Origin of the sequence: Elizabethkingia miricola (genome assembly GCF_001675285.1) — a bacterium.
GTDB lineage: Bacteria > Bacteroidota > Bacteroidia > Flavobacteriales > Weeksellaceae > Elizabethkingia > Elizabethkingia miricola.
Genome location: NZ_LSGQ01000007.1, coordinates 26,659 through 51,896, shown reverse-complemented (window position 1 = coordinate 51,896; position 25,238 = coordinate 26,659). Strand labels below are relative to the sequence as shown.

Genomic DNA, 25,238 nt, shown 5'->3' with positions numbered 1-25,238 from the left:
ATTATAAAAACAGAATATTAATGCTAGAAAAATTATCTGATTTACTGTATCTCGTTCAGGATAATTTTCCATAATTTCCGGTTATAACTGCGGAAAAAATTGATATGCCCTATTTCTCCTTTTTCAGATTCTGATACCTTTATCAGTCTGTAGGTAGGCTTCATATTCGGATATGTATCATTCAGCAGACTCTTAACACCTTTTTCTGTTAGCCATACATCATCCTCTGCACGAATTACAAAAACTTTATGGTTAAGACTTTCGGCAAAACTTTCTGTACGCTCCAGGAGTTTATTCGTAGACTTTTTATTCAGAATTAATTTTCTCCAGTCGAAAGCATTTCCTTTTGGCAGACTTTCTCCCAAACCAAACCATTGCGCCGGAAAATAGCCGAATAATCTTGTAATTAAAGGTTGTACAACTCCAAATCCCAGATAAGCCTCAATTCTGGTTTTCCATTTAAGATTTCCAACATATGCATTCTGGGTTCCGACAAAAATAAATTTCTCAAATATTTCCGAATCAGCATTCATTCCCAGTATCAGAGCGCCTACAGAATGTCCCAAACAGTATTTCTGATAATCAGAAAAGTTTTCTTTGATATAAGCTGTAATAATTCCGAAGTCTTCTTTACCCCATAAAACAGCGTCTGAATTGAAGTTGCGCATATCTGAAGGTTTAGAGAGCCCTATTCCCCGATAATCATAAGTAATGACAGTAAAGGAATTCTCGGCAAAATATTGGGCAATAGCAAAATAAACCTGCTGCTTCACTCCTGTTGCAGAATTAATCAATACTAATTTCCCATTACTTTTATCGGGTTGAAAAAGATGAGCAATAATATTTACGCCATCTCTGGTTTTCAGAATTACTTCCTTCATATCGTTGGTAAAAGAAAAAATCCACTTAAAGGTGGATTTTTATTCTCAATATATTATATTTTATTCAGACTTTCAGTATGCAGTAAATAGCTTAAAAACTGAAATCTTTCAGATATGGCAATCCTTTTTGAGAACCTTTATTAGCAGATGCTTTCAGAGATACTTCATTACCAAATCTTACACATTCGTCAATTTCATTTCCATGGCAAAGAGCAATTGCAAAACCTGAAGTAAATGCATCTCCCATTCCCATTTTATATGCAATAGTATCCGGAGCATTACGGTAGTACTTCATTTCCTCACCATTAAAATAAACGGTAGAGTTAGTATCATCGCGAATAAATAATTTATTCGGCAGTTTTTTCAGGACTTTATCTCGTCCTTCTTCTCCAAATACAACAGACAAATCATTGCTTTTAATAACAATAAAGTCTGCTTTCTCTGCAATATCCTCTCCTATAAACTTTGCAGGTGAAGCATACAGCCCAATTCTGGTATTATGCTTTCTGCAAATTTCAAAAAGATATTCTACTACCTCAACCGGAATTTCCAATTGCGTTAATACTATATCTGCCTCAGCAATTTCTGCTTCTGCCTTGTCTATATCAGCTGTGGTTATAAAATTATTAGCAGCCGGCGCTACTATAATACTGATTTTACCATGTGCAGAAGTAACGTAAGCCGTACCTGTAGGATAATTTGAATTCTCCTCTACAAAATTGACGTTTACCCCTTCATTTACAAGATTTTCCAGTACATGCATGCCGTTAGTATCTTTACCAACACACCCTACAAAATGTACCTTAGCTCCCAACCTGCTGGCTCCTACAGCCTGATTTGCTCCCTTACCACCAAAGAAATTTTCGGTTTGGGTAGCCAATACTGTTTCATTGATACGTGGGTGATGCTCAGTTGTAAGCACCAAATCTATTGATGAACTTCCTACTACTACAATTTTGGGTATATGATTTGAAAATTTCATTATAATACTATCAAAAAAATTTCAAGGACTAATCTACTACTATTTCGATAAATTCGGTAATTAATTTTACAGGAATACCATTTACATCATAGGCTATATAACTCGCATAAAAGCCTTCTCCGAATCCAGTTTCAAAGGCAAAGATGTTATTAGCTTTATCCAGGTAAGGCTTTAGCAGTGTATATTGATGTACTGCACCATCCTGCTCATAAAAATGTTCATGGAAAAACTCTGCATAAATTCCTTCAAAATCATCTGCTTTTTTCTGAAACATTTCCTGCTCTAAAGCATTGAGTAGCTTCTGGGTTTCATAATCCATAAAACAGCCCATTCCGCTTTCTACAGGATATCCGAATACTTCTCCTTCGGCTAAATCTTTTACATTCTGCCCTTTTGTTGTTGCCAGTTTCCAATCTGTAATCTTAGCCTCCTGAAATACAACTTCAGCATAAGCAACACAATTACTTTCTCTTTCTTTATGGATATTTACAGCAAATTCCCCTGTTGGAAACTGTTGATCAAAAGCTTCCTTATCTGGTGTAATCAACGGATCACTGGCTACAATTTCTCCTGTAGTAATTACCAGTTTTCCTGCATCAAAACTTTCCAGCAAAGGTGATTCTACAAAATTCTTAGAAAAAAGCTTCTGTATGTTTTCTATATGATTCATTACGATTCAATAATAATTAAAGATAATGTTTATTTACAACTATCCCGCCAAAATTATTCAGCAAAATTGTCAGGCTGAGCACAAGTTGCAAACTTGCGGACTTCGTCCATGAAGCCTTCTTTGTCTTTTTGATAGTTGCTAAAGTGTGTATCGTTTGTACAAATGGATAATTCTTTAAGCTTATTAAAATTTCCATCTATCAATGCTTCTTTCTTTTTTCTACTCCAACCTTTAATTTGCTTTTCAAATAAAATTGCATCATTTATATCTGAAAACACACAATAATAGACTAATCTAATGGGTCTACGATTATGTGTATAACTTTTGGAATTATATCCTGATTCATGTTGCTGCAAACGTTGTAACAAATCTCTTGTAACTCCTGTATAATAGGAGTTATCTGCACACTTAATAATATAAACATAATACTCTTTCAATATCCGACTATTAATCAGGAATATGAAAGAAATTTACAAAATATTTTATAGTAAAAAAAAACGCTTCGACTTCGCTCAGCGTGACACAAAGTCTACACTTTACTAAGTCGAAACGTTTTTATAATTTTTAAAGAGTTTTCAGTTTCTCTTCCAATAATGTTATTTTATCCTGAGCATCTTTTTGTTTTTTCAGCTCATTATCTACAACTTGTTGTGGAGCTCCAGCCATGAATTTTTCATTACTAAGCTTTTTTTCAACGGAGATAAGGAAACCTTTAAGATACTTCAGTTCTTCTTCTGTCTTGGTTTTCTCCTCACCCAGATCAAGATTCTCACTCAACGGAATAGAGCATTCCACTGCACCTACAAGGAATGTAAAGCTTGGCTTATCCGTTTTTTGTGCATAATGAATCTCCGAAACATTAGCCAGTTTTTTAATAACAGCTTCATTTTCAAACTGAGAAACATTAGTATAAATCTCAACTTCTTCTCTTGGAGAAATACCCTTGCTCTGGCGGTAGTTTCTTACTCCTGAAACGATTTCCTTCGTTTGCTCAAAGTTTTTAAGAACACCAGCATCAAAAGCCGTTTCTTTATTTTGTTGGGTAATAATTAACGCTTCGGAAGCTTGTCTCTCAGCAATCGCCTGCCAAATTTCTTCTGTCAGGAATGGCATGAAAGGGTGTAAGAACTTCATTAGATTTCCGAAGAATTCTATTGTTTTGTCATATACCTGCTGACTGATAGCCTCGCCATAGTTCGGTTTTACAATTTCCAGATACCATGAACAGAAATCGTCCCAAACTAATTTATACAATAAATGTAATGCATCAGAAATTCTGAACTTTTCAAACTGGTCATTAATTGCAGCCACAGTCTTATTGAATTCTGCTTCAAACCATTCAATAGCTTGTGCGTTTTCTTCAGAAATCTCTTTATCCTCTTTCTTCCAACTTTGTGTCAGCTTGAATGCATTCCATATTTTGGTTGCAAAATTACGTCCCTGAAGCATTAAATCTTCATCGAACATAAGGTCATTACCTGCCGCTGAGCTTAACAAAATCCCTACTCTTACTCCGTCAGAACCATATTTGTCCATTAATTCAATCGGGTCCGGAGAGTTTCCTAAAGATTTAGACATCTTACGACGCTGCTTATCTCTTACAATTCCGGTAAAGTATACATTTTTAAACGGAACCTGGTTTTTAAACTCTAATCCAGCCATAATCATGCGGGCTACCCAGAAGAAGATAATATCTGGTCCAGTTACCAAATCCGAAGTTGGATAATAGTAATTGATATCTTTATTATCTGGTGCAGTAATACCATTGAATACTGACATTGGCCATAGCCATGCAGAGAACCATGTATCTAATGCATCTTCATCCTGTCTTAGATTATCAGTTGTTAGTTCTGCATTACCCGTTTTTTGTTTTGCAAGTTCTAATGCTGATTCAATCGTTTCAGCTACTACAAAATCGTTCTCGCCAGATGCATAGTAATAGGCCGGAATTCTGTGCCCCCACCATAACTGGCGGGATATATTCCAGTCGTGTACATTCTCCATCCAGTGTCTGTATGTATTCTTGAATTTTTCCGGATAGAATTTAACTTCATCATCCATTACAACATCCAATGCAGGCTTTGCCATTTCACTCATCTTCAGAAACCACTGTACAGAGATTTTCGGCTCAATTACAGCTCCTGTTCTTTCGGATGTACCTACTTTATTCAGATAGTCTTCAGATTTTAACAAAAGACCTTTCTCTTCAAGTTCTTTAGCAATTTCTTTTCTTACTGTAAATCTGTCTTTGCCTTGATAGTGCTTTCCGTTTTCATTAAGAACAGCATTATCGTCCATAGAGTCTATAATCTCTAACTGGTGACGCTGACCAATTTCGTAGTCATTGATATCATGAGCAGGAGTAATCTTCAATGCTCCAGTACCAAATTCTATATCAACATAATCGTCTTCAATAATAGGAACTTCACGTCCTACAATTGGCACGATTACTTTTTTACCTTTCAGGTGTGTATAACGTTCGTCATTAGGATTGATACATACAGCTGTATCACCGAATATTGTTTCCGGACGTGTTGTAGCAACTGTCAGGAACTCATCTGAACCTACGATCTGATATTTAAGGAAATATAATTTTCCGTTTTGCTCTTTATAGATTACCTCCTCGTCAGAGATATTTGTCTTTGCCTCCGGATCCCAGTTTACCATTTTATAACCACGGTAAACAAGTCCTTTATTATAAAGGTCCACGAATACTTTGATAACTGCTTTAGACAGATCATCTTCCATCGTGAAGCGGGTTCTGTCCCAGTCACAAGAGCATCCTAATTTTTTTAACTGCTCCAGAATTGTTCCACCATATTGGTGCGTCCAATCCCAGGCATGCTCTAAAAACTTTTCGCGCCCGATATCCTGTTTAGAAATTCCTTCAGCTTTCAATTTAGCTACTACTTTAGCTTCTGTAGCAATAGAGGCATGATCGGTCCCGGGAACCCAGCATGCGTTATAACCACGCATACGTGCACGGCGAACTAGTACATCCTGCAATGTATTATTAAGCATATGCCCCATGTGCAAAATTCCTGTCACATTTGGAGGTGGTATGACGACAGTATATGGCTCTCTTTCATCTGGCTCGGAATGAAAAAATTTATTTTCCTGCCAATATTGGTACCACTTTTGTTCTGCTTGTTGCGGATTGTACTTGTCGGAAATTTCCATTAGTTTGATAATTAATGTTTTTATGAGATAAGTTGCAAAAATACGGGAAAGGAGATGAAAATAAAAACTCAGTACCAAATAATTGACTAATTTTGTTATTTAAACTAACCTTATAAAAATTCATTCGAAATGAAAAAATTATTTTTAGGATTGTTTTTAACTGGTGCATTCGCAGCAGTTTCTGCTCAGTCTATAGCCTTTGATAAAACGACATTAGAATACGGTGATATCGCACAGAACTCTAACGGAGAAAGATTCTTCACCATTACCAATACAGGAGACAAGCCTCTTATTCTTACAAACGTAAAAGCTTCTTGCGGGTGTACAACTCCACAGTGGAGCAAGGATCCTATCCTTCCGGGGAAAAGTGCAAAGCTAAAAGTTGGCTATGACACAAAATTTACAGGAACTTTTAAAAAGTTAATTGAAGTTTATTCTAATGACCCGGAAAGCCAGAGAAGCGTAATTTGGATCGCAGGGAATGTAACCGGTAAAAAATAAAAAAATCAGAAAAGATATATTAAAGCACCTTTTTTAAGGTGCTTTTTTATTTTGAGTAATATGACATTGATATTCTAATATGTATTTTTTCTGCTGACACATTGTTGTCACAATGGTATTTTAGCTTTGCTAAACAACAGACAAAAGAAAATATGAAAAAAATACTGACACGACAGTACCTCCAACAGATAACATTAGAAAGCCAGGGATTGGCTAAAGCCCCTATATTCGGAACTGGAAAGAAGGCTGTACTCAATGCTTTGGAACATCTCGGATATGTACAGATAGACACTTTATCAGTTGTTGAGCGTGCTCATCATCATACCTTATGGTCAAGAATAGATGGTTATAAAACACATTATCTGGATGACTTGCTAAAAGAACACAAAATATTCGAATATTGGTTTCATGCTGCGTCGTATCTCCCCATGAAAGACTATCGGTATGCTTTACCTCAGATGTTGAGTTTCAAGCAGAATCAGTCTCAATATTATAATGCTGATCCTAAAGTCATGCAATATGTAATAGATAAAATACACACTGAGGGCCCTAAAAAGGCTAAAGACTTTGAGAATGAAGGAAAGGCTGCGGGAAGCTGGTGGAACTGGAAGCCTGCAAAACTTGCCCTGGAAAGACTTTTTATGCAAGGTGATCTAATGATTAGCGGCCGGGATGGTATGCAGAAAATATATGATATTAGTGAAAGAGTATTACCCGAAACGACCGACTTAACAATACCAACACCCATTGAACTTGCCGAATACCTTGTCAAAACACATCTTCGCGCCTATGGACTTACGACCTTAAAGCAAATAACCCATCTTAGATCAGACCATTCTTTAAGAAAAAATGTAGAACAAGTCTTACAGTCGATGGTTGAGGATAAAGTGATACAAAAAATAGAAATTGACGGAATTTCTCCGATGTATATCCGAAAGGATTTAATCGAAAAAGAAACAGACTCTTCTGCCTCAGAAATTAAACTTTTATCTCCTTTTGATAACTCTCTTATCCATCGTGATCGTTTTAAGCAACTTTTTAATTTTGATTTTCGCCTTGAATGTTATTTACCTAAGGAAAAAAGGCAATATGGCTATTTCTGTTTACCTATTTTGTATGGAAATATATTTATTGGCAGGGTAGACTGCAAAGCACATAGAAGCATTAAAAAGTTTGAACTTATAAACATGCATATTGAAAATACCAACATCGATATTGAATCATGGATAGGAGTTTTTGCTGAAGCTATAGAACGCTTTGCCCATTTTAATGGATGTGATTCTATAATATTAACAAAAGTCAACCCTTCAAAGTATACAAAGCTGATAAAGCAGACACTATATAAGTGTTTATAAAATCGAAATGTCACTACCTTTCAAAAAAAATTGTTTTCATCACAGATACTCTATTCACTAATAAAAAAATATCCAGGATCACCTCCGATCCCTTAATTTCAAAGTTTTTCTTAAAAAATATTTTTATCTTTATATAAATACAAAAATATATGAGTAAAGATTTTAACGACTTTATTGCTGAAAACAAGTTTTCTATAAAAAAAACATCAACCCGATACGAGGGTAAAATGACCAAAGACGAAGGAATAACTTTACTGGATGAAGAAAAAAAGAAACTTCATAAGCTTCAGGAAAAGTTATATGCAGACGGAAGTAAGTCTCTTCTGATTATTATCCAGGCTATGGATGCTGCAGGAAAAGACAGCCTTATAGAACATGTTATGAGTGGTATTAATCCACAAGGTTGTCAGGTTACCAGCTTTAAAACACCAAGCTCAAAAGAATATACACACGATTTTCTATGGAGGCACTATCTTGCACTACCTGAAAAGGGGAAAATCGGAATTTTCAACCGTTCTCACTATGAAAGCGTTCTTATTTGTAAGGTACATCCGGAATACAATCTGAGTGAGAAAGTATGGAAAGATGTTAAAGACTTCGATGATAAATTCTGGAACAACCGCTACGAAAGTATCCGTAATTTTGAAAAGCACCTGTCTGAAAACGGGACAAAGGTCATAAAGTTCTTCCTTCATGTTTCTAAAGATGAGCAGAAAAAGCGTCTCTTAGACCGTATTAATGAGCCAGAAAAAAATTGGAAATTTTCCTCAGGTGACCTTAAAGAAAGAGCACTTTGGGATAAATATCAAAAAGCATATGAAGAAGCCATTAATGAAACATCTACAGAATATGCACCTTGGCATATATTGCCCGCCGATCAGAAATGGTTTACAAGACTTACAGCCTGCCAGATTATAACACAGACTCTGGAAAAAATGGATTTAAAGTTTCCTGTTCTTAGTGATGAAGAAGCCAGCGAATTGGAAGCTTCTAAAGCCAGTCTGGAAAACGAAAAATAAAAAGACAAGCGCTATAAGCCGGATTCTGTATCCCGCTCCCATAGGAGCGGGATGCCTGTTATTTATCTGCCCGTACCGTTGCCGATACGATGTAGCTGCTTACCCCCCGACATGGACGAGCCGCCCTTAATTGCCGGTATACATAGCATTGCACCGCATAGAGTTTACCTGGTTTCACTACAGCCGAACTGTACTTGCTTTCTGTTGCACTTGTCCTACCCTCACGGATGACGGCCATTAACCGCTATGCTGCCCTATGGTGTCCGGACTTTCCTACCCTTACGGATCAACAGGCCGCGCTTGTCGGCTGCAAAGATAGAGTTTTCATCCCAATTACAGAGTCAGAACAACGAATTACGAAATCTAAAGATTGCAGCTATATTAGCTATTTCACAAAAACTATAAAGTATCAATCATAAACTGGCAAGTAATTCTGTCTTTTTTTCTATCTTCGTGAAAAAATTTCACTATTCATCACTTTCTGAAAAAAATAAATGTCACAGAAGGAAAAAGATTTCTCTAAACTGGTTAAAGAAAACCAAGGCCTGATCATTAAAGTGGCGAGGATGTATACCAACACGCCCGATGATCAGCAAGATCTTTTTCAGGAAATCGTGTTACAATTGTGGCGTTCTTACGACACATTCAAAGGAAACTCTAAAATATCAACCTGGATGTATCGTGTAGCACTTAATACAGCCATTACATTATTCAGAAAGACAACCAGAACTGTTAAAACAGATGAACTGGCGGATTTTCATCAGCCAATAGATGATGATAATGATGATAACCAGCAACAAATAAGCCTGCTTTATAAAGTTATTAAAATGCTGGGGGATATTGACAGAGCTATTGTAATGATGTATCTGGACGATGTACCATATAAAGATATTGCTGAAAATATTGGGATTACAGAAGTGAATGCCCGTGTAAAGATGAATCGATTGAAAAAAACTCTAAAAGACTTAATGACCCAACATGCAGAATGATTTTGACATAGACCAACTGAAAAATGCCTGGCAAAAACAGGAAACAGTCCCTAAATATCAGGATTCGGAAATATTGGAAATCCTGAATAAGAAGTCGCGTAACTATGTGAAATTTATTTTCTGGGTCAGCGTTGCTGAATTTGCACTTTTCCTTATCCTTAATATTTCTGCGTGGTTGCGTCATGAGAACGGAGATGCTTATTTCACTCAGCTTTCTCAGCTGGGAATACAAATTAACGAAAGTGTAAAAGCGACTTTCCACAACATTTACTTTGTATTTAAAATGATTAGTCTTTTTATTATTCTTTTCTACGTATGGGTTTTTTTCCGGAAATATAAAAAGATAGATGTAGAAAGCAATCTGAAAAGTTTTATCCTGCAGATTATTTCTTTCAAGAAGTCTGTTAACCGTTTTATACTGGTTAATATCCTGTTTTTACTATGCTTCTTACTGCTCATCACTTTATTCCCGGTAATCTATATACAGCAGCAGCATATACAGATTAGTGATAGTAAATATGCCGGCTTTATTGTAGGAATTATTATTTCCTGTATTGTATGCGTACTTCTAATACTATTATATTACAAGCTTATATACGGCATATTAATGAAGAAGCTTTCCAGAAATCTTCAACAACTGAAAAACATCGAAAACGAACAATAAAAAAAGCGCTGAATTCAGCGCTTTTTATTTTTATAACTCTTTTCTTAATCTTGCTACCGGAATATTCAGCTGCTCTCTGTATTTAGCAATAGTACGTCGGGCAATATTGTATCCTTTATCTTTCAGCATTCCTACTAACGCATCATCGGTATAGGGTTTTCTTTTATTTTCCTTGTCTATAATATCCTGCAGGTGATTCTTAATCTCTTTGGTTGAAACCTCTTCGCCGTCATCATTTGTAAGACTATCCGAGAAAAGATTCTTCAGATAAACGATACCGTTAGGTGTATCAGCATATTTACTTTTTACCACACGGGAAATTGTAGAAATATCAAAACCTGTAATATCTGCTACATCTTTCAGAATCATAGGCTTTATACTTTTGTCATCTCCGGTAATAAAGTAATCTTTCTGTAACCTTATAATAGCATTAATGGTCTGCATCAATGTATTCTGACGCTGATTAATAGCATCTATATACCATTTTGCAGCATCCAGCTTTTGTTTGATAAACAGAGCTGCCTGCTTATGCTCCTGGGATGTTTTATCATGTGAGTAAGTTGTTAAAATCTCTTTATACTCATCTGAAACACGCAGCTGCGGAGCATTCTTACTGTTTAGTGCTGCTGTGACTTTTCCGTCTTTTACATTGATGACAAAATCCGGAATGATTTCCTGATTGATTGTAATGGTTTGTGTATCGAAATTGCCCCCTACTTTAGGAGATAACTTAGAGATTTCATCCAGCGCATCTTTCAGATCGTCCTCCTCTACATCATACTTATGCATGATTTTGTTATAATGCTTGTTACTTAAAGCATCAAACTGGTGAAGCAAAATATTATGTGCTAATGACACTGCCGGATTTCCGCTTACTTTTTTCTCAATCTGTAACAGAAGGCATTCTTTCAAATCTCTTGCTGCTACTCCTGGTGGATCCAGTTTTTGTACATAATTGGTTAATACATCTTCTACATTTTCAGGTGTTGTATATACTCCTAATGAAAAAGCCATATCATTAACCAGAGACTTTATATCTCTTCTCAGATAACCGTCATTGTCCAGGTTACCTATAATATATTCTGCTATTTTCAGATCCTCTTCGCCGATCTTCGTCAATCGGATTTGCTCTATAAGGTAATCGTACAAGGACTGTCCTTCTGTAAGCAACGACTGATTATCGAATTCTTCATCATCCGGCGAGTAGTTACTCGCTGCAGTTTTATAAGAAGGTTCATCATCAAACAGGTATTCATTTACATCGAAATCAGTTTCTATAGACTCAGTTCCTTCATCATCGTAACTACTATCAATATCCGAATAATCATCTTCCTTGGCATCGTCCACAGCTTTTTCCAACGCCGGATTTTCTTCCAGCTCCCGTTGTAATTCTTCTTCAAATTCAAGAGTATGGAGCTGAATAAGCTTCATCAACTGAATTTGTTGCGGTGCCATTTTCTGGCCAAGTTTTATCTGTAAATTTTGTTTCAGCATAGGTATTTCTACTTAACTACATTGTAGATTAACTCTACGAAATTAAACATTTTTATTTTAAAAAAAATAAAATTGCACGATTTTTGCTATTGAAATTCGTTTTCATAAAAAAGCCCTTAGAGAAATCTCTAAGGGCTTTTTATTTATTATTTTTTAGAATTCTGCGCTCTTAGGCGTTCTAGGGAAAGGAATCACATCACGGATGTTGGTCATTCCTGTAACAAAAAGAACTAATCTTTCCAGTCCTAAACCAAATCCTGAATGCGGAACAGAACCAAACTTACGGGTATCTAAATACCACCAAAGTTCTTCCTGATCTACATGCATATCCTCCATTTTCTTCTTCAGAACATCTAGTCTCTCTTCTCTCTGAGAACCTCCGATAATCTCGCCAATACCAGGGAAAAGAACATCCATAGCAGCTACAGTTTTGTCATCTTCATTCAGACGCATGTAGAATGCTTTAATCTCTGCAGGGTAATCAAATAACACTACTGGACATTCAAAATGCTTTTCAACAAGATATCTTTCATGTTCAGACTGAAGATCTGCACCCCATTTTTCAACAGGATATACGAATTTTCCTTTTTTATTTTCTTTAGAGTTCAGAAGAATGTCGATTGCTTCAGTATAGCTTACACGCTTAAATCTCTTTGCAACTACATTTTCCAACTTCTCGATAAGGCCTTCTTTTGCTCTTTCCTTTTCTGGCTTTTGTTTTTGCTCTTCAGCAAAACGCTTATCCAGGAATTCCAAATCGTCCTTGCACTTGTCTAAAACATACTGAATTACATATTTTAAGAAATCTTCAGCAAGGTCAATGTTATCTTCCAGGTTATTAAAAGCTACTTCAGGCTCCACCATCCAGAATTCTGCAAGGTGACGTGTTGTATTAGAGTTTTCCGCACGGAAAGTAGGTCCGAATGTATAAATTCTTCCTAATCCCATTGCTGCAGTTTCTCCTTCCAACTGTCCTGAAACAGTAAGGTTGGTTTTTCTTCCGAAGAAATCCTGTGCATAGTCTATAGCACCTTCTTCTGTTCTTGGAATATTATCCAGATCAAAGTTGGTAACACCGAACATTTCTCCCGCACCTTCAGCATCTGCCCCTGTAATTACAGGTGTATTCAGATAGAAAAACTGTCTGTCGTTGAAGAAAGAGTGAATCGCAAAGCTAACAGCATGACGTACTCTGAAAACAGCACCAAATAAGTTGGTTCTGAATCTTAGGTGAGCCTGTTCACGAAGCTTTTCCAGGCTATGCTTCTTTGGCTGAAGTATAGTATTCTGCAATTCTTCTGTAAAGTTATCCCCAAGTACTATAATTTTCTTAGCGATAATTTCAACTGTTTGTCCGGCACCCTGACTTTCCACCACTTCGCCAACAATTTTCAGTGAAGAAGCTGTATTTATATTCTTGATAAGATTCTCATCAATATTTTCGAAATCAACTACGATTTGCAAATTATTGATTGTTGAACCATCGTTTAAGGCAATAAACCTGTTTGAACGAAACGCACGTACCCACCCATACACGGTGATATCGTGATGCAAGAATTTTTTGTAATTTTCTAAAACTTCTTTAATTGTCTGCTTATGCATGATGTAAAAATTAACGTTCGCAAAGTTAAGAAAATTATATAGTTCTTTGGGCTTTAGCTGTTCAGATAAATGTTCTTTTTAATATCTTTTCCTTTTCGGATACGCCAAGCATGATAAGAACTTGGTACATCATGCTGCCATTTCGGAAGAAATAAAACAATAAGAATAACGTCTATATGTGATACAAACCCTAAAATAACAGCCAGATAAAAAAAGAACCCTGCCTGCTGAAAGCCTATTAAACCAGTAAATGCGAACAATAAACTCAATCCCCACAGCTTGGACAGGAAAGCATGCGTACAGGTTTCTTTTCCAAATTTGGCAAGGCTTATTATATAACACAAAGCTTCCATTATAAAAATTAACGCAATACCTCCCCAGTGTTGTTTTATCAATTCCGGATTCAGCAGATAAGCTGCAAAACCAATACACAACCAGAAAATTAAATCTGTCTGACTATCCAATCGCCGAAGTTTTTCCGAGGACACTCCCGTTTTCCGGGCGATAATACCATCGAAAATGTCAGTAAACAGACCCAAATACATTAGTACAAGAAGCAATATTCGCGATTCATCACCTTTTACATAAGCGAGAGCCAAAATAAGCGGAGCAAGGATAAACCGAGTTGCAATCAGAATGTATGGTATGTTTTTCATGACTTTAGTTTTTTAAAGTTCCAATTAATTATAGGAAAACTTCTTTTTTCATTTTTATTCCAAAGCCCTATTTGGAAATTTTTACCAGTTTCATTTTTGTTGAACAATCCAATTTGAAGTCCTTTCATATTATCAGATCTATTTACAATACCGATTTGCACACCCTTAAAATTATCAAATCCATTAAAAGAAGCAATTGCAAGTCCTTCGCCTTTATTTGCTGAATTCCCCATAAAAGCAACAGAAACACCCTTGAATGTATGATTGGAATTTCCTATAAGAGAAAACGAAACACCGTTCATTTGATAAGCATAATTATATGCGGAAATATTAAGACCATTTTGACTGACATCTCTTAAATGTCCAGCAATTGAAAGATTTAAGCCATTCAGAAGCACAGACTCTTTAGTTGTAAAGTCTCTATCAGGATCATAAAAACAAAATATAATAAACCCTAATGGATTTAAATCTAGATTCAACCCATTTACAATTGCCTGATTGTTTTCGGCATCTTTAAAAATAGCTCTATTACTCAATCCTAATCCTGCTGTCATACCATTTACTTTTGATATATTGTTTTTCACTGGGGTAAATGCAAAGATTTTGAATTTTGAATTTTCAATTCTAATACTGTCTTGAGCTTGAAATAACTGACTAAAAGCTAATACAATCAAGAATATAACATTTGTTTTCATTTCAGTAAAATTTTAAATTATACTCCAAAGCTAAATGTGAAAACCACGATACTAAATGTGGAAAAGCATTAATAAAAATTATACATTTGTGAAAAACGCAAATTATGTATCAGGAATATTTACTGAGAGAAATCCGTAAAAAGATTGGTGAAAAATCACTGAATGATGAAATTGCCAATATTCTCAACATTAGCTATGATGCTGCACACAGAAGATCTTCATCAAAGGCAAAATTTAGCTTTGAAGAAGCACTTGAGCTGGCAAAACATTATCAGATTTCTCTGGATCAGTTTCTGGGCGCAGAAAATCAGATGGTAGTAAAACGTACTCAACCAATAAAAACAACCAACGATTTATTAAGTTATTTTGAGAACTCGCTCAAGATACTTCATGTCTTTCAGGAAAACGATAACTCACAGGTATACTATTCCGCAAAAGACATCCCGTTTTTTTATACAATCTCAGATTCTATTCTATCAAAATTCAAGTTTTATGTCTGGATGAATCTTCTGAATCAGGACAAATTCCTAAGCCCTTTCAGTGAATTCAGTCTACAACACCATTCTGGCAGAAATGATGCTTTGAAAGAGTTTTATGAACAGCAAAATGTTACTGAGATATGGAATGAAACAACAATTAACAGTATCCTTCAGCAAGTCTCTTTTTATCATGAAATCAGAATGCTGAATACCACAACTGTATTACAAATTCTGGAAGAACTACAGGAGCTGATTACAAATCTGGAACAGAAAACATTGCAGAACCCCAACTTTCAGATCTATGTAAATGATCTCGTTATTCTGAATAACAGTATTCTTTTTAAAAATGGAAAGCAAAGTTCATACTTTCTTCCGTTCAATATGTTTGGTTACATTATGATGAATGATCCTGCAGTTTGTGCAGAGACACTAAGCTATTTTGAACATCAGATTAAAAATTCAAAATCACTAAATACTTCCGGCAACAGAGACAGAAAAGCATTCTTTAATCTGATGCTGGAAAAAATAGAAAAACTAAAAGAATTGATTAAGTTGAAATAGATCTAAATTCTTATCAAAAAAGCTTTTAGCAGGAATATCAATTTTAGAAGAATAGAAAACCTTGTCAGGGTTATTATTGAATCTAGTACTAACCTGAACAAAGTTTATCAGTTTGCTCTTATTCTTTTGCCGCATTTACAGTTGAGGATACAGCAAAAAAAAATGACCGAAATTTCTTCCGATCATTATCTTATAATTACTCATCTTTCTTTGAAGAGGTTGTAAAAACATCCAGAAGCCCTTCCGGCAACTGCATTGTCATAACTTTTTCTTCTCGGTCCAGAGCAATAATCCAGTCTTTAATTATAGGAACTACAACTTCTTTATCATTAAGCACCAAAATGAAATAATGCTGTGCCGTCTGATCATTCACAGAGCGGATAAGACCATAAGATTTCCCTTCGGTATCTTTAATCTCATAACCAACAATTTCGTGGTAATAGAATTGTTTTCCGGATAGTTTTGGCAGGGAAGAAAGAGGTTGGTATACCTCCTTTCCGATCACCTGATCTACCAAAGCTTCGTTAGAGTTTTTAAACAGGATATTTAAAGAATCACCTTTACTCCATGACAGTTTATCAACAAAAAACGGAACCAATAGTCCATTGATTTCAATGAACATTGATTCCATTTTACTGTAAAATTCGGGTTGATCGGTATCCATTTTCAGGATTACGTTGCCCGAAAGGCCATGTCTGCGGGTAATTCTACCAAGAAAATAACATTCTTCTTTACGCATCAGGCAAATTTTGTATTAAGCTTCAGCGTTTTCTTCAGAAGCATCAGCAGCTGGAGTTTCTTCAGTTGTCTCTTCAGCAACTACTTCTTCAGCAACAGGTGCGTTAGCAGCTTCCTCAGCAGCTTTAGCATCAGCCTCAGCTTGAGCAACAGCAGCTACTCTAGCTTCGTTTACTTTAGTTTCAGCTTCTAAAGCAGCTTTCTTAGCGTCAGCCTTAGCTTGAGATAAACCATCTACTTTACCTTGTACTTTAGTTTCTTTAGCTTCTAACCAAGCGTTGAATCTTTTTTCAGCTTCAGCTTCGTCAAATGCTCCTTTAGCTACACCACCTTGAAGGTGTTTTTTGTAAAGAGCTCCTTTGTAAGAAAGAATAGCTCTTGCAGTGTCAGTTGGCTGAGCACCGTTGTTTAACCACTTTACAGCAGCATCAACATTTAAGTCGATAGTTGCAGGGTTAGTGATTGGGTTGTAAGATCCTAATCTCTCGATGAATCTACCATCTCTTCTAGCTCTTGAATCTGCTACAACAATGTGGAAAAAAGGCTTCCCTTTTTTACCGTGTCTTTGTAATCTAATTTTTACTGACATAAATAATTAATTTTGAGGGAACTCGTCCCGGTTAATTTTAAGCTGCAAAGATATGAAAAAACTTTCAATTCCAAAGTTGCACGTTTAAAGTTTTTCAACTCTCCATTCACCTATCCTTTTTGTATTAAATGTATATACTCTGTTATGAAACATATTCAATATACCAGTCACTGAATCTACTCATTATCAAATCAATAAATTCTATTAAATCACCAATTATTGAAATTCACAGATTTAATTGATTCAGGTATCTCTTTTTTTTCGAATATTTGCAGATTGTTCCCAAAAACTAACCAACTGTCAATAATAAATACCAACTGAACTATAAACATATAGAATATACATTTTCTGAAATATTATCGCAAATAGACTTAATGAAAAACTAATATAAAATTTATGAAATTATTCTTTCCTTTTTTATTACTTATGGGCACTATGAGTATTCAGGCACAGAATTGCAACTGTAAAGAAAACTACGAATGGACGAAAAAGACTTTTGAAGAAAATGATGCGGGCTATCGTCATATACTAGATACAAAAGGGCAAAATGCCTACGATCTTCATAATAAAGTTACAAATGAAAAAGTTGCTAATATTACAGATTATTACCAGTGCAAAGCTGCTTTGGAAGAATGGGTTAAATTTTTCCGCACCGATCATTTCAGATTTACATTAACAGATAAAGCTGTAAAAAATCAGTTAAACTCCGAGCACTTTCAGCCGGTAAAACAAAAGGCTTTCAATATTGAACAATTCAAGAAAACCCTTGCCGCAAATAAGGAAGACAATATTGAAGGAATATGGTCAAGAGGAAGTAATCTTATTGCTGTAAAAAAAGAAGGAAGCACTTTTGTTGGTAGTATTATAAACACACAAAACAAAGACTGGAACAAAGATGACATTCTGTTTTCATTAAATCAGGACCTTAAATCCGGAACTTATTATCAGAGAAACTTCAAACCAGTACCTGTAAAAAAAGTTTTATACCTTGGAAAAAATTTACTTCAGATTGATGATGCGGTTTTCCAGCGATCTTACCCTAGCTTTACATATCAGGACAATACAAAAGAATACAACCAGATAAAAACCAGCGGTAAGACATTTGGTTACAAGAAAGATGACAATACTGTTTACCTCCGAATTCCTGCCTTCCACCAAAACAAAAAAGCAATAGACAGTACACTGGCTAGTCTGGATAAACTGATAACTTCTACTCCAAACCTCATCATTGACCTACGTGACTGTCAGGGTGGGCAAGATTCCAATTATCAGGGGCTAATCAAGTATCTCTATACGAATCCAATCCGTACTGTAATGGCAGAAATATACTCCACTCCACAAAACAACAAAATTTGGGATACACTGATTAACAGTTCTGATACCGACGCGGAGGATAAAGAAACATACAAAAAAATTCAAACAACTCTTAATAATAAACTTGGACAATTTGTTAATGTTTTTGGAAAAGATGTTACTATTAATACACAAGACAAAGTTCTTCCTTATCCAAAAAATGTAGCTGTTATTATTCATGAGAATAATTTCAGTACTACAGAACAGTTTATTCTGCTGGCAAAGCAAAGCAGAAAAGTAAAATTCTTTGGCAGGAAAACGGGTGGAGCCCTCGATGTTTCTAATATGGTTGAAGCAACCCCTCCTTCTGGTGATTTTGTCTTTGAATACTGTATCTCCAGATCCCTCCGTATTCCGGAACTCCCTGTGGACGACTTAGGAATTCATCCGGACTTCTATATCGACAAGACGATTCCTGAAGATCAGTGGGTAGATTTCACAAGCAATACAATGAAAAACTGGAACTAAGAAAAATGCGTTGTCAATCATATGGACAACGCATTTTTATATTTAACAGCTCTGATATCAGGCTTAGTAAATCTCTTCAATCTTTTGATGAATACTGTTGAGAACGAACTCGTCACCAACCTTCTTTCCAATCATCATTTTCGCCATAGGACTTTCTTCGGATATTGCATACATTCTGTCTCCTTCAAAGAAAAATTCACCCAGCGAAACAGAAATATAAAAACGGGCTTTATTGGTAATCACCAATGAGCCTAACTGAATAACGGACATCTCAGAATTCAGGACACGTGACATTCCATTTTGCAACTTATGAAGTTCTGCCAGCTGTCTCTGCATCTGGTAGATTTCCTCATGCGCCTCTTCCCTTACACTATCGTATTTAGGAGTTTTTTTGATGTCTTTGCTGGCTTCTTTTGTAAAATGCACAAATTTCTCCAGCGTTTGAATTTTATCAGCGATAACGCTTTTTACATAATTCCGGATATCCTTTTTATCGTAAATCGTCTTCTTCATAGGTCCAATTCTTTCTTAAAGATAACAATTTCCTAAAATGATGTCTATATTATGCCTCTAATTTTACATCCTCATCATCTGCATCTCTGTGCAATTGTGCCTTGTAAAGCGTAGCATAATAACCATCTCTTTGCAACAATTCTTCATGTTTGCCTTCTTCTACGATTTTCCCCTGGTCCATTACAATAATCTTATCTGCATTTACAATGGTAGAAAGTCTGTGTGCTATAATAATAGAAGTTCTGTTTTTTGTAATTTTTTCCGTAGCCTTCTGAATCAGCTTTTCGGATTCATGGTCTATAGAGGACGTAGCCTCATCCAGAATCAGAATGCTTGGATTTGTTAAATAAGCTCTTAGGAATGATAATAACTGACGCTGTCCTAATGAAATAGAAGAACCTCTCTCGCTTACAACATAATCGTATCCACCTGGCAACCTTTCAATAAATTCGTCTACCTCAATTTCCTGTGCAGCCTGTTTTATTCTTTCCAGAGGAATATCTTCACCTAATGTAAGGTTCTCGTAAATAGAACCGTGGAACAAAAATACATCCTGAAGTACAACACCAATATGGCTGCGCAGATGATGAAGTTCATAATCCCTAAGATCTATATCATCCAGTAATATTTTCCCGGAATTAATATCATAGAACCTTGTAATAAGCGTAATAATGGTAGATTTTCCGGCTCCCGTAGCCCCTACAATAGCAACAGATTGCCCTGGTTCTACTTTCAGACTTATCCCCTTTAATACTTCCTGTTTTTCATCATAAGAGAAATGTACTTTCTGGAATTCGATTTTTCCTTCAACCTTCTCTTTCACTATAGTTCCGTTGTTAGGCATTGCATTGTCCTCGTCCATAATTCCGAGTACACGTTCTGCACCAACCAAACCTCTCTGAATATTATTGAATCTGTCTGCGATCTGACGCAACGGACGAATCAGCATACTGATAAACTGAATAAATGCAATAACATCTCCCGGGCTGGCATCACTACTTGTTAATGCATTATAACCTGCATAGAATAGAATAAGTCCTATAGATACAGAAGAAATAAGCTCTACTACCGGGAAAAATAAAGAGAAAAAGAAAACGGTTCGCAAAAGCGCTCCCTTCAATTGTTGATTAATATCATCGAATTTCTCAAATTCAGCTTTCTGACGGTTGAATACCTGTATTAATGACATACCGGCAAGTCTTTCCTGTACAAAACTATTCTGAGTAGCAGTCCAGGTTCTCTCATCTCCAAAAGCTTTCTTCAATCTTTTCTGGAAAAATCTTGTAACCAATAACATAATGGGTAAAATGGCCAACGCGATAAAGCTGAGTTGAACATTTACATTAAACATAGCTACCAGTACCAGTACCACACGCAATACATCTCCAAAAACCATCAGGAATCCGTCTGTATATACAGTAGCAATTGTTTCTACATCCCCTACAGCACGGGTTACCAAATTACCAATAGCTGTTTTATCAAAGAATGAAGTTTTGAAATAAATAAGTTTACGGTACAAACGCTCCCGGATATCACGGATTACATTTTGCGAAATGTAATTGGACAAATATACCAAACCGAAGTTCAGGATTGTTTCTGCTGCAACCAAGCCTATCAGGAGGTAAACGTCATGCATTAGTAAGTCGAAATTCTTCTCCTTAATAATGTCATTATCCACAACATCTTTGGTTAGTATAGGCCGGTATGTTCCTACTACAGCCAGAACAACAGATATAATAAATGCGGAAATAAACCAACCCCGGAAGTTCATTCCGATCTTAAAGAGTCTGGCGATTATATTTCCAGTGCTTAATTTTTTCATATTTTCTACCTCAACAAAGGCTATATTATTCGGTTTCTTTCTTTCCTATAAGATCTATATCTATAGAAGGCTGGGTTTGTCTTTCACTGATCAGTTTATGTTCAAGTATTTTATGAACTCCCCACACTGTTCCTCCGGCAATTGACCAGCCAATCAGGTTAAGTGGTGTAATTCCTACAACAGTACTTTCATCCTCCAGCTCACCAGGTTCTGCAATAGCCAGATAAAAACCATACAAACCACCAACGGTCATTTGTACTGCCATAAAAATAATACTTCCCAGTAACCCATAATGCCATTTAACCTTAGCATATCGTTTTGCTAAGTTCGCATAATACCGGTAAATAAAGATCAAAAATAAAATTCCCAGCATATATTCCTCTGCTTAATTATCAAAGTTATAACCTACATCCACCAGATACAATCCATGGGCAGGGGCCGATGTTCCGGCGGCATTCCGGTTTTTCTTTTCAATGATATCATGGATATCTTCCGGCTTTATTTTTCCGGTGCCCACTTCTACCATAGTTCCTACTATTGCACGAACCATATTTCGTAAAAAACGATCGGCTGAAATGGTCAGAACCAGCTCTTCTCCATGTTGTTCCCATACCGCTTTCTTAATTTCGCAGAAATTAGTTTTGTTATCGGTATGCAGTTTTGCAAAACTTGTGAAATCTTTATACTGAAACAAAATTTCACAGGCTTTATTCATCGCATCTATATCCAAATTTTTCCGCCAAAGCTGCCATGCAGAGTTTTCTGTAAACGGATTCTTTTTCAGCGAAATATAATATTCATAAGTTCTGTATAAGGCGCTGAATCTTGCATGCAGATCTTTAGAAACCTGGAATACCTCCTGAACCGCAATACTTGGTGGTAAAAAGCTATTTAGCTTATGTACCAACTGATCTCCCGGCACATTACTGGTTTCAAAATGTGCATACATTTTTTTAGCATGAACTCCGGTATCCGTTCTTCCGGCACCTGTTATTTTAATGTCTTCACGCAGCAACGTACTCAATGCTTTTTCCAAAGTTTCCTGAACACTGATTTCGTTGGGTTGTATCTGAAACCCGAAGAAGGATGCGCCGTTATAGGAAAAAGCGATGAAATAGCGTAATTTGTTTGTATTTTTGTCTAGATTTTCGATATGCAAAAATACGAACTCTATCGCAACTGAAAGTTCTCTTTATGAAAAAAATATTATTACTTTCCGACACTCATTCTTATATGGACGACCGTATCCTTTCTTATGCTGAACAGGCCGACGAAATATGGCATGCAGGCGACTTCGGAAATACGTATGTAATAGAGGCTTTACAAAAAATAAAACCTTTAAAAGGAGTATACGGAAATATTGACGGAACTGAAATAAGAAAGGAGTTTCCGGAGGTTTTACGTTTTCAGTGTGAGGAAGTAGAAGTGTTAATGATCCATATTGGTGGATACCCTGGACGTTATTCACCTTTAGCAAAAGACGAAATTAACAAACAAGCTCCTAAAATATTTATATCAGGGCATTCCCATATTTTAAAAGTTATGATGGATAAGGAAAGAAATATTCTTCATCTTAATCCTGGGGCTTGTGGTAAAGTTGGCTGGCATAAAGTACGTACGATGCTTCGTTTTGTAATTGACGGAAGCGAAATAAAGGATCTGGAAGTGATTGAATTGGGGGCAAAATAAATAACAATGAAGGCAGGAGATAAAGTTTCGGTACTAAACGATAATTTGAAAGGCAAGATTATCAAAATTCACAAAAACCTCATCACCATAGAAGATGAATATGGTTTTGAACATACTTATCCATCATCTGAAATTGTTCCGTCAGAAGCAGATTTATACAATTTGCAACCTGTTACAGTAAAACCGGAACCCAAAAAAAACATTTCCAAAAAGAATAAAATTCCGGCTTTGGTTTTGGATCTTCATTTTGATCAACTGGTCAACAATCCGTCTGATTACGATTCATGGGAACGCCTTTTTATTCAGAAACAGCGTCTTCAGGAAACTATTAATTTCTGTAGAAAAAATCATATCAAAAGGTTAGATGTAATCCATGGTATTGGTGACGGTGTATTACAGTCAATGGTTTTAGATGTTCTTCGTGGAGAAACAGGCCTGGAGTATGAGGATGGAACTTTCTTCAAACACCAGTCCGGTACAATTACCGTAATCCTGAAATAAGTTATCCATTACAATTATCATAAAGAACTAAATCCTGATAAGGTTTTATTCTAAAGTTTTCAGCAGTCCAACTAATTTTCTGGCCTGGTTTTTTGCTTTACTCTTTAACTCCTCTTCTTTATAACCTGCATTTAGTACAGTTCCTTGAAAATAAAACGGCTCGATATAATTCATCTGTGTATAAATAAGCGGTTTGCTCAAGAAAGGTTTATGGCAAAAAGCTTCCAATAAAAGTTATTTATAAACCAACCGATTTTGGAAGTACCTTTATCCCGGTACTAGATGCTATAACAGGTTGGGGAAATCAGATCGTCGATAAGAAAGGCGAATTTGTCGATGATATATAACCTCTTTATATTCTGTTTCATCATTTATCTTCACCAGATTTATTAGGATTTATCAGAGATTATTATCTTCACCTAAGGTGATAATTTTCAACTGCCAACTAAAATACTTAAATTTGCACATTAGGTTGAAAAACATGCAGAAATTATCTCTACTTTTCACAAAAGACGGTTTACAATGGACCATAGGCAAAGGCTCTTCTTATGCTGAGAGGGCTTTTTTCAAAGATGAAGAAACGCCTGAAGGTTATATTTCCGATAAGCTTACAGAAGTATTAAAACAGGGAAATCTCAAAAAAATTGAGGTAGTCTCTGCACTTAATCATTTCAGTATGTTACCTTTTGGTTTCGACCAGCACCAGTTGGGCTACCAACTTATTTCTTATAATGCTCCGGTAGATGAAGCTAATGAAGAATTAATGCTGGCGATTAACAAAAAATTTCACGTCCAGTTTTATTATACTATGCCGAAGGAGTTTTATCAGAAAATAAAGTCTTCTAATATTCCTGCGGTTTTTAATTTTTCCGGAGAGAAATTCCTGAGCCAGACTCTTACCAAAACCAGTGGCGAGCAAATACACATTAATCTTTACCATAATCAGGCAGAGTTTTTTGCTATGAAAGACGGAAAGATCTTGCTTTACAACAATCTGGATGCTAATTCCGAGGTAGACTTTCTTTACTTTATCATGTTTGCTGTTTCTAAACTAAACTTTGACCTGAAGAACCTTCAGTTCCTTGTTTATGGAGAGATAGACGAAAATGAAACCTTCCTTAGCGAATTACAGAAGTTTGCCCATCAGGTAAAAATTGTAGAGAAAAGCATTAAAAACAAACACAACTTTATCCTTCAATAGAATGTACAGAATTATATCGGGGAAGTGGAAGGGTAAAAAAATTGCCGCTCCGAAGAACTTTGAAGTTCGCCCAACAACAGATTTTGCAAAAGAAGCGCTATTCAGTATTATTGAACACCGCTTCGACATCGAATATTTATCCGTATTGGATCTTTTTGCCGGAATTGGTTCTATTTCATTAGAGTTTGCTTCCCGTGACACAAAAGACATTACATCTGTAGACCTTAACCCTAAGCATTGTGGATTTATTAATTCCACAGCAAAAGAATTAGGTTTTGACGCACAGGTTAATATTAGCCGAGGTGATGTATTCGACTGGGTAAAAAAAGAAAGAAACCACGGTAAGTTATACAATCTGGTTTTCGCAGATCCACCATTTGATATGGATAAAGCTAAGTACGATGAGTTAATAGATCTTGTACTGAATAAAAATATACTTGCGGAAAACGGAGTTTTTATTTTGGAACATCAGTCCAGGCAGAAATTTGAACATCCGAATCTGCAGGAAACCCGAAAATACGGAAATGTGAGTTTCAGCTTTTTCGCAAAAAAAACAGATTAATAATTATCATATTTCGCTCCATCCGAAAATCCGGATGGAGCTTTTTTATAAATTTGTGGAACACAAACAAACCA

Annotated in this window: 28 protein-coding genes and 1 other RNA gene; 12 read left to right on the top strand and 17 right to left on the bottom strand. The window is 35.9% G+C overall.

The window, feature by feature from the left end:
* Window positions 1-41: 41 nt before the first annotated feature.
* From ATE49_RS08480 to ATE49_RS08460, 5 genes are all read right to left on the bottom strand, one after another.
* Entirely contained in the window at window positions 42-881 is an 840-nt protein-coding gene (locus ATE49_RS08480) for an alpha/beta hydrolase family protein (RefSeq protein ID WP_065081820.1), read from the bottom strand.
* A gap of 91 nt (window positions 882-972) precedes the next feature.
* Complete coding sequence (locus tag ATE49_RS08475) at window positions 973-1,863, bottom strand: ribokinase (protein ID WP_065081819.1); 891 nt, start codon at window positions 1,861-1,863, stop codon at window positions 973-975.
* A 28-nt stretch (window positions 1,864-1,891) separates the two neighbouring features.
* A complete protein-coding gene (locus tag ATE49_RS08470; protein WP_035590851.1) occupies window positions 1,892-2,533 on the bottom strand; it encodes a DUF4241 domain-containing protein in 642 nt (213 codons plus the stop codon).
* A gap of 53 nt (window positions 2,534-2,586) precedes the next feature.
* A complete protein-coding gene (locus ATE49_RS08465) occupies window positions 2,587-2,970 on the bottom strand; it encodes a GIY-YIG nuclease family protein (protein ID WP_065081818.1) in 384 nt (127 codons plus the stop codon).
* A gap of 127 nt (window positions 2,971-3,097) precedes the next feature.
* Window positions 3,098-5,713: a valine--tRNA ligase gene (locus tag ATE49_RS08460; RefSeq protein ID WP_065081817.1), complete on the bottom strand. Its 2,616-nt coding sequence runs from the start codon at window positions 5,711-5,713 to the stop codon at window positions 3,098-3,100.
* A 129-nt stretch (window positions 5,714-5,842) separates the two neighbouring features.
* Between ATE49_RS08460 and ATE49_RS08455 the strand changes: the two genes are divergently transcribed.
* The 3 genes from ATE49_RS08455 (at window position 5,843) to ATE49_RS08445 (ending at window position 8,588) form a co-directional block, all read left to right on the top strand.
* Window positions 5,843-6,214, top strand: coding sequence for a DUF1573 domain-containing protein (locus ATE49_RS08455; RefSeq protein ID WP_034866583.1), 372 nt, complete (start codon window positions 5,843-5,845; stop codon window positions 6,212-6,214).
* 152 nt (window positions 6,215-6,366) lie between these two features.
* A complete protein-coding gene (locus ATE49_RS08450) occupies window positions 6,367-7,569 on the top strand; it encodes a winged helix-turn-helix domain-containing protein (RefSeq protein ID WP_065081816.1) in 1,203 nt (400 codons plus the stop codon).
* 149 nt (window positions 7,570-7,718) lie between these two features.
* Window positions 7,719-8,588, top strand: coding sequence for a polyphosphate kinase 2 family protein (locus ATE49_RS08445; RefSeq protein WP_065081815.1), 870 nt, complete (start codon window positions 7,719-7,721; stop codon window positions 8,586-8,588).
* Here the strand turns inward: ATE49_RS08445 and rnpB are convergent.
* An RNA gene (gene rnpB, locus ATE49_RS08440) (RNase P RNA component class A) lies at window positions 8,587-8,894 on the bottom strand. The two genes, ATE49_RS08445 and rnpB, sit on opposite strands and share 2 nt — an antisense overlap.
* Before the next feature lie 188 nt (window positions 8,895-9,082).
* Between rnpB and ATE49_RS08435 the strand changes: the two genes are divergently transcribed.
* The gene (locus ATE49_RS08435) at window positions 9,083-9,577 is read left to right on the top strand and encodes an RNA polymerase sigma factor (protein ID WP_034866588.1); all 495 of its coding nucleotides are present in this window, start codon (window positions 9,083-9,085) and stop codon (window positions 9,575-9,577) included.
* On the top strand, window positions 9,567-10,241 hold the full coding sequence (locus ATE49_RS08430; RefSeq protein WP_065081814.1) for a hypothetical protein: 675 nt from the start codon (window positions 9,567-9,569) through the stop codon (window positions 10,239-10,241). Before ATE49_RS08435 ends, ATE49_RS08430 begins: the two co-directional genes overlap by 11 nt.
* Before the next feature lie 30 nt (window positions 10,242-10,271).
* Here the strand turns inward: ATE49_RS08430 and rpoN are convergent, their stop codons facing one another.
* The 4 genes from rpoN to ATE49_RS08410 all read right to left on the bottom strand — a co-directional run bounded on the left by rpoN (window position 10,272) and on the right by ATE49_RS08410 (window position 14,688).
* The gene (gene rpoN / locus ATE49_RS08425) at window positions 10,272-11,735 is read right to left on the bottom strand and encodes an RNA polymerase factor sigma-54 (RefSeq protein WP_065081813.1); all 1,464 of its coding nucleotides are present in this window, start codon (window positions 11,733-11,735) and stop codon (window positions 10,272-10,274) included.
* Between the two features lie 153 nt (window positions 11,736-11,888).
* Window positions 11,889-13,337, bottom strand: a complete 1,449-nt coding sequence (gene asnS / locus ATE49_RS08420; protein ID WP_059325225.1) for an asparagine--tRNA ligase — start codon at window positions 13,335-13,337, stop codon at window positions 11,889-11,891.
* Between the two features lie 53 nt (window positions 13,338-13,390).
* The gene (locus ATE49_RS08415) at window positions 13,391-13,993 is read right to left on the bottom strand and encodes a CDP-alcohol phosphatidyltransferase family protein (protein ID WP_065081812.1); all 603 of its coding nucleotides are present in this window, start codon (window positions 13,991-13,993) and stop codon (window positions 13,391-13,393) included.
* On the bottom strand, window positions 13,990-14,688 hold the full coding sequence (locus tag ATE49_RS08410) for an LA_2272 family surface repeat-containing protein (RefSeq protein WP_065081811.1): 699 nt from the start codon (window positions 14,686-14,688) through the stop codon (window positions 13,990-13,992). Before ATE49_RS08410 ends, ATE49_RS08415 begins: the two co-directional genes overlap by 4 nt.
* A gap of 104 nt (window positions 14,689-14,792) precedes the next feature.
* Here ATE49_RS08410 and ATE49_RS08405 point away from each other — a divergent pair, with 104 nt between their 5' ends.
* Window positions 14,793-15,728 (top strand): helix-turn-helix domain-containing protein, encoded by a 936-nt coding sequence (locus ATE49_RS08405; RefSeq protein WP_065081810.1) that lies wholly within the window; start codon window positions 14,793-14,795, stop codon window positions 15,726-15,728.
* Window positions 15,729-15,924: 196 nt separating this feature from the next.
* Here ATE49_RS08405 and rimM read toward each other — a convergent pair whose 3' ends face one another.
* On the bottom strand, window positions 15,925-16,467 hold the full coding sequence (gene rimM / locus ATE49_RS08400) for a ribosome maturation factor RimM (protein ID WP_059156612.1): 543 nt from the start codon (window positions 16,465-16,467) through the stop codon (window positions 15,925-15,927).
* Window positions 16,468-16,482: 15 nt separating this feature from the next.
* A complete protein-coding gene (locus tag ATE49_RS08395; protein WP_059156613.1) occupies window positions 16,483-17,055 on the bottom strand; it encodes a 30S ribosomal protein S16 in 573 nt (190 codons plus the stop codon).
* Between the two features lie 396 nt (window positions 17,056-17,451).
* Here ATE49_RS08395 and ATE49_RS08390 point away from each other — a divergent pair, with 396 nt between their 5' ends.
* On the top strand, window positions 17,452-18,876 hold the full coding sequence (locus tag ATE49_RS08390; protein ID WP_081278442.1) for a S41 family peptidase: 1,425 nt from the start codon (window positions 17,452-17,454) through the stop codon (window positions 18,874-18,876).
* A 63-nt stretch (window positions 18,877-18,939) separates the two neighbouring features.
* On the opposite strand, the gene ATE49_RS08385 is transcribed toward ATE49_RS08390, so the two are convergent.
* The 4 genes from ATE49_RS08385 to truA are packed head-to-tail and all read right to left on the bottom strand — an operon-like array spanning window position 18,940 to window position 22,370.
* The gene (locus tag ATE49_RS08385) at window positions 18,940-19,389 is read right to left on the bottom strand and encodes a GreA/GreB family elongation factor (RefSeq protein WP_065081808.1); all 450 of its coding nucleotides are present in this window, start codon (window positions 19,387-19,389) and stop codon (window positions 18,940-18,942) included.
* Between the two features lie 49 nt (window positions 19,390-19,438).
* Window positions 19,439-21,211 (bottom strand): ABC transporter ATP-binding protein, encoded by a 1,773-nt coding sequence (locus ATE49_RS08380; protein ID WP_065081807.1) that lies wholly within the window; start codon window positions 21,209-21,211, stop codon window positions 19,439-19,441.
* A 25-nt stretch (window positions 21,212-21,236) separates the two neighbouring features.
* Window positions 21,237-21,584, bottom strand: coding sequence for a hypothetical protein (locus ATE49_RS08375; RefSeq protein ID WP_059156616.1), 348 nt, complete (start codon window positions 21,582-21,584; stop codon window positions 21,237-21,239).
* A gap of 12 nt (window positions 21,585-21,596) precedes the next feature.
* Window positions 21,597-22,370, bottom strand: coding sequence for a tRNA pseudouridine(38-40) synthase TruA (gene truA / locus ATE49_RS08370; RefSeq protein WP_065081806.1), 774 nt, complete (start codon window positions 22,368-22,370; stop codon window positions 21,597-21,599).
* Window positions 22,371-22,405: 35 nt separating this feature from the next.
* Here truA and ATE49_RS08365 point away from each other — a divergent pair, with 35 nt between their 5' ends.
* Both ATE49_RS08365 and ATE49_RS08360 read left to right on the top strand, forming a co-directional pair.
* A complete protein-coding gene (locus ATE49_RS08365; RefSeq protein ID WP_065081805.1) occupies window positions 22,406-22,900 on the top strand; it encodes a metallophosphoesterase family protein in 495 nt (164 codons plus the stop codon).
* 6 nt (window positions 22,901-22,906) lie between these two features.
* Window positions 22,907-23,401, top strand: a complete 495-nt coding sequence (locus tag ATE49_RS08360) for a Smr/MutS family protein (RefSeq protein ID WP_065081804.1) — start codon at window positions 22,907-22,909, stop codon at window positions 23,399-23,401.
* 45 nt (window positions 23,402-23,446) lie between these two features.
* On the opposite strand, the gene ATE49_RS20570 is transcribed toward ATE49_RS08360, so the two are convergent.
* Window positions 23,447-23,575: a hypothetical protein gene (locus tag ATE49_RS20570; RefSeq protein ID WP_260256018.1), complete on the bottom strand. Its 129-nt coding sequence runs from the start codon at window positions 23,573-23,575 to the stop codon at window positions 23,447-23,449.
* Window positions 23,576-23,628: 53 nt separating this feature from the next.
* Here ATE49_RS20570 and ATE49_RS20565 point away from each other — a divergent pair, with 53 nt between their 5' ends.
* The 3 genes from ATE49_RS20565 (at window position 23,629) to ATE49_RS08350 (ending at window position 25,164) form a co-directional block, all read left to right on the top strand.
* The gene (locus ATE49_RS20565; RefSeq protein WP_307835676.1) at window positions 23,629-23,748 is read left to right on the top strand and encodes a hypothetical protein; all 120 of its coding nucleotides are present in this window, start codon (window positions 23,629-23,631) and stop codon (window positions 23,746-23,748) included.
* 134 nt (window positions 23,749-23,882) lie between these two features.
* Window positions 23,883-24,602: a DUF3822 family protein gene (locus ATE49_RS08355; RefSeq protein WP_065081803.1), complete on the top strand. Its 720-nt coding sequence runs from the start codon at window positions 23,883-23,885 to the stop codon at window positions 24,600-24,602.
* Between the two features lies 1 nt (window position 24,603).
* Window positions 24,604-25,164 (top strand): RsmD family RNA methyltransferase, encoded by a 561-nt coding sequence (locus ATE49_RS08350; protein WP_065081802.1) that lies wholly within the window; start codon window positions 24,604-24,606, stop codon window positions 25,162-25,164.
* Window positions 25,165-25,238: the final 74 nt, after the last annotated feature.